Raw genomic sequence first — 13,232 nt, forward strand, 5'->3', positions numbered from 1 at the left:
GTTCGTGGTTTTAATGTCAAAGTTACCACTTTCTCAATCACCATAAAGTTAACACTAAAGTGAACACTTACCCTTGAAAAAGTTCACTTTAGTGTTAACATTCAAGCATGAGGAATATAAATTTTTACATCATGGAAGATGGCAAGTCCCCAATAGCAGAATTTCTAGATTCGCTTTCTAGCAAACAAGCACAGAAAGTTGCTTGGGTACTCCAATTAGTTGAAGAACTTGATGCAGTGCCGTCCACTTACCTTAAAAAGTTGGTTAATACCGATAACATCTGGGAAGTACGCGTACAAGTCGGCAGCAATATATTTCGTTTATTAGGTTTCTTTGACGGCGACAGTTTGGTTGTTTTAAATCACGGCTTTCAGAAGAAGACCCAAAAAACACCACCAAGAGACATCAAGATTGCAGAGAGTCGTCGTCACGACTATTTAGCGAGGAAGAAACATGAGTGATTTAAAACAGTATTTAACAGACCGCAAAGCCGCCGATAAGGATTTTTCTGAAGGTTACGACGAGGGTTATCAGGCCTTTAAATTTGGTGTATTGCTCAAAGAAGCGCGCAAGAACGCAGGGTTAACACAAGATGAATTAGCATTGAAACTGCATACTCAAAAAAGCGCCATATCTCGCATTGAGAACCATTCGGATGATGTAAAGCTATCGACTCTTGAGCGTTTTGCTACCGCTCTGGGTAAAAAACTCGAAATCCGTTTGGTGTAACTTTTCCATCTACAAAACGATAGAAAACCACTAACAACACCTAATAAATTGTTCTTGTCAGTATCAGAATAAGGCTTTGTTAGTGGTTTTTTAATTTGAATATAAGCCTACAACTCCCCCACCAAGTCCCGCCATTGCTGACGATACAGGTTCAGCAGTGGTTTTATTTGTGCATCACACAGGGCGAGGCTGAGGCGGCCTTTTAGTTTTAGGCTTTTGTTAGACAGCAAGGCTGCGCCGCCGGACGTACCGGTAACATCCCGAGAGGCGTAGATTTCATTTTGGCTGCGCATGCAGGCCAATAAGGTAAGGAAGTTGATGTTATTGCTGAACGCGCCTTCGACAATCACGGTATCGCTGCTGTCCATCAGATCTAGACAATAATCCGTCATCAAGGTCACGTACACATCCGCCAAAGCAGACTGCTGAGCAGGCGTTAATTCAATGCCTCGGTCAATAATTCGCCCTTCGCAGTGGGAAAATGGCCCGCCGCCTTTGGCAAAGGCAGGAATAGCCAAAATACCGTTTTCTAAAATGAAGTTCACATCGCTCAAGGTGGCTTTGCTGTCGCTGCGCAGTTTCTCCCATTCACGTCCACCCATAAAGCGAATCGTCGGTGTAGCACGGCCAAGGGCGTCCACATTGGCGAGCATGTCTTTGTCTTCTTGTAGCGCATCCAGCTTACCGTTAATAGTGGCGATGACCGTCCAAGTACCGCTAGACACTACGGTGAGTTTTTCCATCGGCTGACCGATATAAGGCACTAACGAGGCGTTGGAGTCATGGATACCATTGAAGATAGCGCAACTCGGCGGCAAGCCAGTTTCTTTGGCTAAGTCTGGCAAAATGGTGCCCAATTTTGCGCCCGTTTCCATGACTTCTGGAAAGCGCTCTGCCCACTGTTGTTCGCATAAAGTAGAAAACTGACAGCTGGTCGGATTCCATAGATCGGTGTGGCAACCTAATGAGGTCACTTCTGCTGCCTTGTTGCCACTGAGCTTATAACCCCAAAATTGCGGATACAAAAGTAGTGAATCGACTGTTGCAAACTCATCTGCAAAGCGTTTTTGCTGCCAGAACAATTGCGCACCTAAGTTCAAGCCTTGGGGCAATCTCGGACTAAAAGATTCACTAAAATCTGGGCGTGCAGCGTCGTATTCTTCTTTTAACTCAGACACACCATCGTATTCATAATCCAGAATCGGCAAGGCAAGTTGGTCGCCCTTCATGCAAGCAATGGTTGCCCCATGTGTCGTAATCGCAATGCTGGTAATAAAGTAGCGCTGGGCCAAATCGGCCAACGCATCTTTGATCCATTGCCAAATTGAATCCACATCCACATGTGGATATGGCGGCGTATCAACCACGCCATTAACACGCTTTTCAATATGCAATAACGAGCCAGTTTGCCCGTCCATTAGGCAGATCTTAATGTTGGTTTTACCAATATCTAAAACCGCCACCACGCGCGTTTTATCAGGCTGCAACACATTAAAGCGAAACACTTCTTGCAGCGCATCAGCGACAGGTTCAAACGATGGTTTTTTGGTTTCCATGATGTCCGCCATGTATTCCCACCAACGCTGCATAACGGGATGATCGGCTAAGGCTTGTGAATCCAGATCATCCGCATCAAAGGTGGCATACAATCGGTTTGAGTTTTGGTTACTCTCATTAGCATCCAAATGAATATAATAATTGCGGATACCATGTTGCTTAAGGTGCTCAGCAAGCTCTGGCCAGAGTTCATCATGACGTTTCTTGTATTCTTCTTCACAGCCTTTGTGTAAATACATTACTGAGGCATATCTCATAACGCTTTTGCCTTTTTGTTTTTATATAGAGTAATCAGTACGGGTAAGCTCACAACAGTGATTAACATCACGCCAACGATAATCGTCATGACGATGCCTGGAATATTTAACAGCCCCATACCAAAGGTGACCAAGCCCATTAGGATCACCGCCAACACCACGCCAGCAATGGTTCCGCTGCCACCAAGGATGCTCACGCCCCCTAGAACCACCATGGTAATAATGCTGAGTTCCCAACCCATGGCGATACTTGGGCGCGTGCTGCCCAAACGTGAAGTAAGCAGAATAGAGGCAACACCAGACATCACACCAACCAAGGTAAACAGGATCAAACGATGCTTATCCACCTTGATCCCCGAATAATAAGACGCCGTCGGATTATTACCAATCGCATAGGTGTAACGGCCAAACGTAGTGCGATGCAGCAACCAATAAAACACCAAAGCAAAGAAGGCAAACAACACCAGCTCAAACGAGAATACCCAATAAACATACCCCTGCCCAAAGAACTCAAAGCCATCTGGATAGTCACGTACAACTTGGTCGCCCAACAAGATATAACTGATACCACGAAATAAACTCATGGTACCGATTGTCACCACAATGGAGGGAATCTTGAAACGCGTCACCAAGACGCCATTAAACAGACCACAAGCCGCCCCCGCCAAAATACCAACAAATGCGACCGCATAAACGGGTGCGCCCATTTGTGCGACTAACCCCATCAAGGTACTGGAAAGCGAAATAATAGCTGCCACAGAAATATCAATTTCTTTGGCGATAATCAGCATCGCCATCGGCAAAGCGATTAAGGCTTTTTCGGTAAAGTTAAAGGTCGCATCCGATAGATTCCAAGGGTCTAAAAAGTAAGGGGATAAATAAGAATTCATCACGCAGACTAAAAAGACGATTAAGACCAAAAAACTTTCCCAGCGTAGCAAGCCCTGTAGTTTGCTGGTAAACATTGAATCTGGCGTTGCTGATTTTTTTATTGTTGTATCCATATGCGCCTCTAATTAGCTCGTATTTCGTCATTTGCATTGGGGTTACGTAAGATAATCCGCGCTTTATCTTTGCCTGATGTTGCATTGGCAATAACGGCGATAATAATGACTAAACCTGAAATCGCCATTTGCCAAAACGGTGAGACACCAATAATTGGCAAGGCGTTATTCACCACGCCGATAAACAAGGCGCCAATCACACAACCCACCACGGTACCCAAACCGCCCACTATACTGACGCCGCCGATTACGCAGGCTGCAATTACTTGCAGTTCAAAGCCATTGGCTACATCAACATAGGCCACTGCAAAACGCGATACCCACAAATAACCACATAATCCAGACAAGGTACCCGACACTAAAAAAGCATAAAATTGCACCTTACCCACGTTTACACCTGAGTAAAATGCGGCCATTGGATTGCCACCAGCCGAATAAAAATTACGCCCCCATACACTGAACTTCATTGCCCAGAAAAATAAGATAATGGCGACAATGGCCATCCAGCCAAGCACGGGCATGGATAAAATTTCATAGCGGGGTAAGCCTATAAAAGACTCGCTCATTTGATGAGAATTCACCCAGGCGCCGTCCGATAACAAAAAAGTCGCGCCACGATAAATGCTCATGGTGCCAAGGGTAATCACAATAGAAGGCACTTTTAATAGCCAAACAAATAAGCCATTAATCGCCCCTAACAAGGCACCAATAAACAGCGATAAAAATATCAGTAATGCCATAGGAAGTTCTGGAAAATATTGATTCACCATGGCGACAAACATGCCAGTAAATGCCACGTTGGCCGCCACAGACAAATCAATGCAACGGGTTAGAATCACCAACATCTGCCCCAGAGCTAGCATAATCAGAATTGAAGTGTCATTAAAAATACTGACACTGTTCGATAGACTAATAAAATCAGGACTGATCACTCCAACACCAAAAAACATCGCCAGTACAATGATACTGAGCACGCCTTCACGGGAGTAAATTAAACGTTTTAACATGTCACACTGCCTCCCGTCGCAAGCGAAACCACCTTCTCAGGAGTCGCGTCAGCACGTGATAATTCACCGACAATTAGACCTTCGTTCATCACCAAAATACGATCTGACATACCAAGAATTTCCGGTAACTCCGACGACACCATGATCACAGACAAGCCTGAATCCACCAGCTCAGACATAAATTCATGTACCGCCGCTTTCGACCCTATGTCGATGCCTTTGGTTGGCTCATCTAAAATGATGACTTTCGGATTAGTGGCGAGCCATTTAGCGATAACGACTTTTTGCTGATTGCCTCCTGAGAGGTTCATCACCTTCTCATCCCAACAAGACGCTTTCACTTGCAAGCGCTCACAATATTGGCGAGCCAGTGCCATTTCGCCTTCTTGGTCAATTTGCCCGTGCTTCGCTAAACGTTCCATCTGCGGCAAACTAACGTTTTGATAAATAGGCAATTCCAACACGATACCTTGTTTTTGACGTTCTTCTGGCACATACACAATGCCGTTATCGATAGCCTCTTTGGGTGAGTGAATAATTACTTCTTTACCATTCATTTTGACAGAGCCAGTCACATGATCCGTAGTACCAAACAAAGCTTGCATCACTTCCGTTCTGCCAGACCCTACCAGACCATAAACACCAAGGATCTCACCTTTTTTCAAACTAAAACTAATATCGGCAAATTCCGTTGTGTGGCATAAGTTACTAACTTCTAAAAGAGTTTCGCCAATTTCCACGTCTTTTTTGGGGTACGTTGCTTCGATGCTACGCGCCACCATCATTTCCACCAACTGCGCTTCGTTGGTGTCTTTGATAAAACCTTCGCCCACAAAAGAACCATCACGAAACACGGTATAGCGATCCGCCAAGGTAAAAATTTCATCAAACTTGTGAGTTATAAAAAGAATCGCTTTGCCTTGATCTCTTAAAGTATTTACCAATTCATAAAGCTCATGAATTTCATGATGAGATAAAGCCGCTGTTGGCTCATCTAAAATCACTACTTTGGCATCAACAGACAAAGCGCGAGCGATACCGACCATGTGTTTTTGGCCAATACTTAATTCGCGTAAGATTTGATTAGGGTTCATGTGAGCATTGATTGATGACAGAATTTCTTGTGACCTCGCCTCCATCGCAGGCCAATCAATGGAGAAATGTTTGGTCATCGGGTAGTTGCCCAAAAAAATATTTTCCGCCACCGCCAAATCATCAAACAACACGGTTTCCTGATGAATCGCAGTGATGCCTAAAGCATGAGAATCGTGAGGGGAATGAAACTGCACAGACTTGCCGTTAAAAATAATTTCCCCACCATCCGGCTGATAAATGCCAGTCATGGTTTTTACTAGAGTCGATTTACCTGCGCCGTTTTCACCGATCAAAGCGGTCACTTGGCCAGGATAAAGATGAAGGTCGACACCATCCAGTGCTTTCACACCAGGGAAAACCTTACTCACCTTTTTTAGACTGAAAATTGCATTGTTCATAACGGCTGCTCTTATTGTTATTCATTATGAAATTATTGAACGAGTAAAACCCCACCCTAACCCTCCCCTTCATAAGGGGAGGGAACAAAAACTCTTAGTGCCTCCTCATGCTAAGGGGGAGGTGGGGAAAGCTCTGTTCTACCCCCCCCAACCTAGCCCTCCCTTCATAAGTAGAAAGAACAAAAGCTCTTAGCGCCTCCTCATGCTAAGGGGGAGGTTGGGAGCGGGTTAGTAGCGACTAGAAAATAGAAGAGAACTCATCAACGTTTGAAGCATCGTAGATAAAGGGCTTCGCCATTGCGCCGTCACCATTTTTATCTACTTCAAGCGTGCCCATGCGCCCCATTGGAATCTCGGTTTTCGTACCTTTGCCTTTCACAAGGTTGTACGCCAGCATGGTTGCTGAATAACCAAGATCAATTGGGTTCCAGATAGCAAAGCTATGAATGGCACCGCTGTGCACATGACCTGCCAATTCAGAAGGAAGACCTAAACCAGTCACATACACTTTGCCTGTTAATCCCAAATCGCTAACAGCTTGCGCTGCGGCCAAAATACCGACAGTCGTTGGTGCCACGATAACATCTAGATCAGGGTGGTTTTTGATCAAGGCGGTGGCTTCACGGAAACTCTTATCCGCTAAGTCATCACCGTAAACGGTATCGACAAGTTTTAGGTTAGGAAATTTGCTAAGGGATTTTTTCATCTCACCAATCCAAATATTTTGGTTGGTCGAGGTTGGCGTTGCGCTCAGGATGGCAAAAGTACCAGATTTTTTGCCTTTGGCTTTAATAGCATCAGCAGCAAGCTGTACGTTCATTTCGCCAATCAGACTATTACTAGAAGGGTTTAAATGAACTTGGCGACCTTCTTTGCCAACACCAGAGTCCCAAGAAATGACTTTAATGCCACGCTGTTGGGCTTTTTTCAAGGAAGGAACCAAGGCATCCGCATCGTTTGCAGATACCGCAATCGCATCAACACGCTGCGCGATCAGCGAGTTGATGATTTCAATTTGGCCTTCAGCGGTAGTAGACGTTGGCCCAGTGTAGATAATCTCCACATCGCCTAACTCTTTTTTAGCTTCTTCTGCACCGCGGTACGCCGCTTCGAAAAAGCCAATACCTAATGCTTTCACTAACAACGCCACTCGAACCTGATCCGCTGCATACGTACCAGAAGCAAATAAAGTTGCAGAAGCCAACACACATGCCGTGATGAGTTTGTTTTTCATAATTATCTCCAAGAGCGCGCTCATCGTCACACAACAAGAAGTTGTCGTATCCGAGACGCGGTTTATTGTTTTTGTTTTTCTACTATGATCAATCGACACCCTGCCGCTTTGATCACTTCTTTACTCTTGTTATCTATTCCATCGTCCGTGATGACGATATCTATCTGTGAGAGAGGACAAATGATCATACTTGATCGGTTTTGAAATTTTGTACTATCAACCAAAAGCACCCGCTGATCTGCTCGATTTATCAATTTCATTACCGCTTGTACGATTTGTGGATCTGTCTCCATCACACCGTGAGAATTAATGCCATATGCACCAATAAAAAGAACATCAGCGTACGTGTGATTGGAAATATCATCTGGAAACGGACTCAAAATAATGTTCTGTTCCCGATGGATTTTTCCGCTCGGCACGGTCACGCTGCACTTACTCTTTTTAATCAACTGATCAGCAATGGAAAACGAATTGGTCAGCACTTGCAGCTTTAAGCCACGCATAAACTCAGACATAGCCGCTGTCGTTGTGCCGCCGCTGATCATTATTGACATATTGTCCGATAATAAATCCACCGCCGCTTTCGCAATACAACGCTTTATGTCCATGTTAATCGTTTGACTAACCGAGTAAGGCCTTCCCAATAAACTCACATCAGATGGAGGATTAATGGCTTCCGCCCCACCTCGCACCCGACGCAGTCTCTTTTGCTTGTCTAAAAAGCTGATATCTCTTCGAACTGTTGCTTCTGAAGCGCCTAACACGTCGGCTAGGTGCGCTACCGTCACAATCGGTCGAGCTTCAACTTCAGACAAGATCACTCTATGCCTTTCAATTTCGTGCATCGATTAAATCCTCGATAATCAATATAATTAATTTTCAATCATTATCAAGCACTATCGATCACAAAAACACATAAAAAGATAAAAAATGCTTGAAAATGATTATTTTTGTTTTAACATGAAATCTATCAATCATTCTAACCCGCTGATTGTTCATAACAAAAATAAAATTTAAGTCTTTGATAAATGGCCATAAAACAGAGCTTTAGGCTGTTAAATAAGACAAAACTTGAGGTTAAACGATGTCTACTAACTTACTCCCCAACCTTTGGAACGATGCTGAAGCGGCTCTTCTAAGCGAACCAGAATTATTGCAATATCGATCAAACTTGCTTGGTTCTGACATGCGCGTGACCAACTACGGTGGCGGCAATACCTCAGCAAAAATCGAAATGAACGACACGCTTACCGGAGAAAAAACCACTGTATTGTGGGTAAAAGGTTCTGGCGGCGACATTGGCTCTATGGGGTTAGATGGCTTTTCAACACTTTATATGGATAAGCTAAACCAGCTTTTACCTCTTTATCGCGGGCTTGAGTTTGAAGATGAGATGGTCGCTTACCTTCCGCATTGTACTTACAACCTAAACTCCCGCGCCGCCAGTATAGATACACCGCTTCACGCCTATTTGCCTTACCTCCATGTGGATCACCTTCACCCAGATGCCGTGATTGCTATTGCGGCAAGCAAAAACAGCAAACAACTGACAGAAGACATTTTCAACGGTGAGATTGGCTGGCTTCCTTGGCGCCGTCCAGGTTTTCAGCTGGGCATGGATTTACACAAAATCGCCACTGAAAATCCACACCTAAAAGGTGTCGTACTAGAAAGCCACGGCCTGTTTACGTGGTCGAATGGCAACAAAGATTGTTACCTAAACTCGCTGAATATTATTAACAAAGCGCAAACGTGGCTAGAACAAAAAAGTGCTGGCAAAGCCGCCTTTGGTGGCGAGCTATTCAAGACTCTGCCTAATGACAAACGCCAACAAGTCGTTTCGAGCTTAATGCCACTCATTCGAGGCAAAACCAGCGAAAAACAACGTCAAATTGGTCACTTCAATGCATCCGAAGAAGTGTTGCAGTTCGTCAATTCGAAAGACTTAGACCGTCTTGCTAAACTTGGCACCTCTTGTCCTGACCACTTCTTACGCACGAAAATTCGTCCATTTGTTGTGGCTTATGATCCGCAAAAAGACAACCTAGACGAAGTCATCGAATCGCTGGATAAAAGCCTTGCTGATTACCGTGAAGATTACGCGGGCTATTATAACCGTTGTAAACGCGATAACAGCCCAGCTATGCGCGATCCAAACCCAGTCATTTATCTAATTCCAGGCGTTGGCATGTTGTCGTTCGCAAAAGACAAAGCCACGGCACGAATTGCTGGCGAGTTCTATGTTAATGCGATTAATGTAATGCGTGGCGCAGACAGCGTGAGCGAATACGTTGGCTTGCCAGAACAAGAAGCCTTCGACATTGAATACTGGTTATTGGAAGAAGCCAAACTGCAGCGTATGCCAAAACCAAAATCCTTAGCAGGCCATATCGCTTTGGTGACGGGTGCGGCTGGAGGTATTGGTCTTGCTACGGCAAAACGTCTAGCCAAAGAAGGTGCCAATATAGTATTGATGGACATAGACGAAGACGCTCTGACGACGGCACAAGCAGACATCATCGGCGAGTTTGGTAAAGATTCCGCGTCTAGCATCAAGATGGATGTGACCAACGAAGACGATGTGATCCGTGCAGTGAAACATTGTGCTGTCGCCTTTGGTGGTTTGGATATTGTTGTCTCCAATGCAGGCATCGCCTCTTCAGCACCATTAGAAGAAACGTCTCTTGCCCTATGGAATAAAAACCAAAGCATCTTATCTACAGGGTATTTCTTGGTTGCTCGCGAAGCCTTTAGTCTGTTAAAACAACAGGATATGGGCGGCAATATGGTATTTATTGCCAGTAAAAACGGTTTGGTTGCCAGTGCAAACGCCAGCGCCTATTGCGTAGCAAAAGCTTCTGAGATTCAGCTTGCGCGCTGCGTTGCATTAGAAGGTGCACCACTTGGTATTCGTTCAAATGTGGTTAACCCAGACGCAGTGTTGCGTGGCTCAAAAATTTGGACTGGTAAATGGAAAGAAGAAAGAGCCAGCGCTTACAAACTATCGACCGATGATTTAGAAGAACATTATCGCCAACGCAGCATGCTGAAGCTTAATGTTTTCCCTGAAGACATCGCCGAGGCCATTTACTTCTTTGCGTCTGACGCGTCGTCTAAATCGACAGGTAATATTCTGAATGTTGATGCGGGGCATGCGCCATCTTTTACTCGCTAGTTCAGTGAAAAGAACCTTGTCTCCAAAGAGCAACGAGGACTTTGCGCACATAGAGACTTCGCGCAAAGTCCCTAAAAATAAAAAAGGATTCATCATGAAACAGCTCATTGATCAAAACTTGCTGCAAGAACACAACACCAAGCAGGAAGCCGCCGTCACAAGTGATTACAACGCGCTGGCGGAAAAACTGGATCGCTCCGGCATCAAAATCGACACTATTTTAGAGCAAGCTAAGCAATTTGCCGTCGCTGTTCCATCTTGGGGAGTAGGCACAGGTGGCACGCGCTTCGCTCGCTTCCCAGGCTTAGGCGAACCACGCAATATTTTCGAAAAACTGGATGATTGTTCTGTTATTCAATTGCTATCACAAGCTACACCGGCGGTGTCTCTACATATTCCTTGGGATCGTCCAAAAGATCCAAACGAACTTCGCCAGTATGCCGAACAATACGGCCTGCATTTTGACGCGATGAATTCCAATACTTTCCAAGATCAAATTGGTCAGGAAGAGTCGTACAAATTCGGCAGTTTGACCCATACGGATAAAGCCGTACGTGAGCAAGCCATTGCTCACAATATCGATGTCGTTGAACTTGGCCAAAAGCTAGGTTCAAAAGCTCTAACTGTGTGGGTGGGTGATGGCTCAAACTTCCCAGGCCAACAGCACTTTAAAAACAGCTTCACTCACTACCTAGAAAGCATTAAAGAAGTTTACAAGAGCCTACCAGACGACTGGAACATGCTGTTGGAACACAAAATCTTTGAGCCGGCGTTTTACTCTACCGTGATTCAAGATTGGGGCAGTAACTACCTTGCAGCAAAAGAAACGGGCGAGCGTTGTATGTCATTGGTGGATTTGGGACACCACGCACCGAACGTCAATATTGAAATGATCGTTAGCCGCCTTGCGCAATTCGGTAAGCTTGGTGGGTTCCACTTTAACGACAGTAAATACGGTGATGACGATTTAGACAGCGGCTCTATCAATCCTTACCAGCTGTTCTTGATCTTCAACGAGCTAACAGACATTCGAGCGCAAAATCCTGCCTACAGCCCATTCTACATGCTGGATCAATCACACAATGTGACAGATCCTGTAGAAAGCTTAATGTACAGCGCTGCGGAAGTGCAACGCGCTTTCGTGAAAAGCTTATTAGTAGATCGCAAAGCCTTAACTCAATACCAGGAAGCAAACGACCCAATGATGGCGCAGGCCAGCTTAAAGCAAGCCTATAACTTGGACGTTGAGCCAATCTTACAAATGGCCCGTTTACAAGCAGGTGGTGCCATCGACCCTGTTAGCTGCTATCGAGCAAGTGGCTATCGCGCAGCCGTTGCCAAATCTCGACCTGCAGATCCGAATAAAACAGGCTCAGGGATTGTGTAACTAACGGACAAAAGCGCACACGAAATAGAGTAGCTATCAGAAAATATAGTCTTTCGTAGAGGCTATATTTTTTTAACTATTTTAATTTTAGAAACAATGTTTCATTAAAAATATTTATTTGAAAATATAAATTTAGATATTCATTTCAAATAGAAATATTGTGATTTATATTAAACAAGACATGAAGCCAATCCAAAAATAACAAAGGGATTAAAAATGCATGAATTACTAAGAGAAAAGAAGCATGTTGTTTCACGCGATCAAGTCGTCGAAGCAATCGATCTTTTAACTCAAAATCTCATTAATATTGAAGACACTACCGGTGACTTTCTGCTACGCCTTGAAGACGGTCGAGTGATCGACACCAAAGGTTGGGCAGGCTGGGAATGGACTCATGGCATTGGCTTATATGGTTTATTCAAATATTGGCAAATCACCAACAACCCAGACACGCTAAAAATTATTCACGATTGGTTTGAACAACGCCTGAGTGAAGGCACGCCAACTAAAAACATCAACACGGTTGCACCTTTTTTAACACTGGCTTGTTTGCATGAACGTACGCCAAAAGAGTCTTGGCAGCCGTATTTGGAAGAATGGGCAGAATGGGTCATGTACGAAATGCCCCGCGTGCAAGAAGGCGGTCTTCAGCACATCGTTTATAACAGCGTAAACCACAACCAAATGTGGGACGACACCTTAATGATGAGCGTCCTGCCGCTCGCCAAAATAGGCAAATTACTTAATAAACCCGACTATGTAGAAGAAGCAAAATACCAATTTTTGACTCATATCCAATACCTAATGGATTCAAAAAGCGGCCTGTGGTTTCACGGCTGGACGTTCGAAGGCAACCACAACTTTGCCGACGCTTTGTGGGCTCGAGGTAATAGCTGGGTCACCATTGTGATTCCTGAATTTATTGAATTATTGGATTTGGCTGAAAACGATCCGATTCGCCGCTTCTTGTTATCTACTTTAGAACGCCAAGTCAAAGCCCTAAGCGAACTACAACACAGCGATGGTCTCTGGCACACCTTGTTAGACGATAGCAGTACTTACCTAGAAGCGTCAGCCTCCGCGGGATTTGCCTATGGCATTTTAAAAGCCGTACGTAAACGTTATCTCTCCAGCGACTATTTGCCTATTGCGGAAAAGGCCATCAAAGCGGTCTATAGCAACATAGACGCGCAAGGCGAACTGCAAAACACCTCTTTTGGTACCGCCATGGGTGACGATTTAGAGTATTACAAAAACATCAAAATCACCTCTATGCCTTATGGACAAGCCATGGCGATTTTATGTCTTAGCGAATATTTGCGTCGCTATATCTAGCTGAGGTTAAAGGAAACTCAGCTATCAATTTCTTAGATCAACAATAAACATAAA

11 protein-coding genes are annotated in these 13,232 nt (G+C 44.6%); 5 read left to right on the forward strand and 6 right to left on the reverse strand.

The genetic code is table 11. From position 1 onward, the window contains the following. The first annotated feature begins 107 nt into the window (after nucleotides 1-107). Entirely contained in the window at nucleotides 108-461 is a 354-nt protein-coding gene (locus DFP77_RS05230; protein WP_114411225.1) for a type II toxin-antitoxin system RelE/ParE family toxin, read from the forward strand. Continuing rightward, nucleotides 454-729: a helix-turn-helix domain-containing protein gene (locus tag DFP77_RS05235; protein WP_114411226.1), complete on the forward strand. Its 276-nt coding sequence runs from the start codon at nucleotides 454-456 to the stop codon at nucleotides 727-729. Before DFP77_RS05230 ends, DFP77_RS05235 begins: the two co-directional genes overlap by 8 nt. A 107-nt stretch (nucleotides 730-836) precedes the next feature. Here DFP77_RS05235 and DFP77_RS05240 read toward each other — a convergent pair whose 3' ends face one another. The 6 genes from DFP77_RS05240 to DFP77_RS05265 all read right to left on the reverse strand — a co-directional run bounded on the left by DFP77_RS05240 (nucleotide 837) and on the right by DFP77_RS05265 (nucleotide 8,126). After that, complete coding sequence (locus tag DFP77_RS05240; protein WP_114411227.1) at nucleotides 837-2,543, reverse strand: L-rhamnose mutarotase; 1,707 nt, start codon at nucleotides 2,541-2,543, stop codon at nucleotides 837-839. Further along, complete coding sequence (locus DFP77_RS05245) at nucleotides 2,540-3,547, reverse strand: ABC transporter permease (RefSeq protein WP_114411228.1); 1,008 nt, start codon at nucleotides 3,545-3,547, stop codon at nucleotides 2,540-2,542. Before DFP77_RS05245 ends, DFP77_RS05240 begins: the two co-directional genes overlap by 4 nt. A gap of 8 nt (nucleotides 3,548-3,555) precedes the next feature. Then, a complete protein-coding gene (locus tag DFP77_RS05250) occupies nucleotides 3,556-4,554 on the reverse strand; it encodes an ABC transporter permease (RefSeq protein WP_114411229.1) in 999 nt (332 codons plus the stop codon). Further along, nucleotides 4,548-6,047 (reverse strand): sugar ABC transporter ATP-binding protein, encoded by a 1,500-nt coding sequence (locus tag DFP77_RS05255; protein ID WP_114411230.1) that lies wholly within the window; start codon nucleotides 6,045-6,047, stop codon nucleotides 4,548-4,550. The genes DFP77_RS05250 and DFP77_RS05255 overlap by 7 nt, the downstream gene beginning before the upstream one ends. Nucleotides 6,048-6,285: 238 nt before the next feature. Then, nucleotides 6,286-7,281: a rhamnose ABC transporter substrate-binding protein gene (gene rhaS / locus DFP77_RS05260; RefSeq protein WP_114411231.1), complete on the reverse strand. Its 996-nt coding sequence runs from the start codon at nucleotides 7,279-7,281 to the stop codon at nucleotides 6,286-6,288. 62 nt (nucleotides 7,282-7,343) lie between these two features. Continuing rightward, nucleotides 7,344-8,126, reverse strand: a complete 783-nt coding sequence (locus DFP77_RS05265; RefSeq protein WP_114411232.1) for a DeoR/GlpR family DNA-binding transcription regulator — start codon at nucleotides 8,124-8,126, stop codon at nucleotides 7,344-7,346. 239 nt (nucleotides 8,127-8,365) lie between these two features. Here DFP77_RS05265 and DFP77_RS05270 point away from each other — a divergent pair, with 239 nt between their 5' ends. The 3 genes from DFP77_RS05270 to bglB all read left to right on the forward strand — a co-directional run bounded on the left by DFP77_RS05270 (nucleotide 8,366) and on the right by bglB (nucleotide 13,178). Continuing rightward, entirely contained in the window at nucleotides 8,366-10,456 is a 2,091-nt protein-coding gene (locus DFP77_RS05270) for a bifunctional rhamnulose-1-phosphate aldolase/short-chain dehydrogenase (protein WP_114411233.1), read from the forward strand. Nucleotides 10,457-10,550: 94 nt separating this feature from the next. Further along, nucleotides 10,551-11,843 carry an L-rhamnose catabolism isomerase gene (gene rhaI / locus DFP77_RS05275; RefSeq protein WP_114411234.1) on the forward strand — a complete coding sequence of 431 codons (1,293 nt, stop codon included), beginning with the start codon at nucleotides 10,551-10,553 and terminating at the stop codon, nucleotides 11,841-11,843. 216 nt (nucleotides 11,844-12,059) lie between these two features. Next, nucleotides 12,060-13,178, forward strand: coding sequence for a beta-galactosidase BglB (gene bglB / locus DFP77_RS05280; protein WP_114411235.1), 1,119 nt, complete (start codon nucleotides 12,060-12,062; stop codon nucleotides 13,176-13,178). The last annotated feature ends 54 nt before the right edge of the window (nucleotides 13,179-13,232 follow it).

The organism is Marinomonas foliarum, from assembly GCF_003337275.1.
Classification (GTDB): Bacteria; Pseudomonadota; Gammaproteobacteria; order Pseudomonadales; family Marinomonadaceae; genus Marinomonas; species Marinomonas foliarum.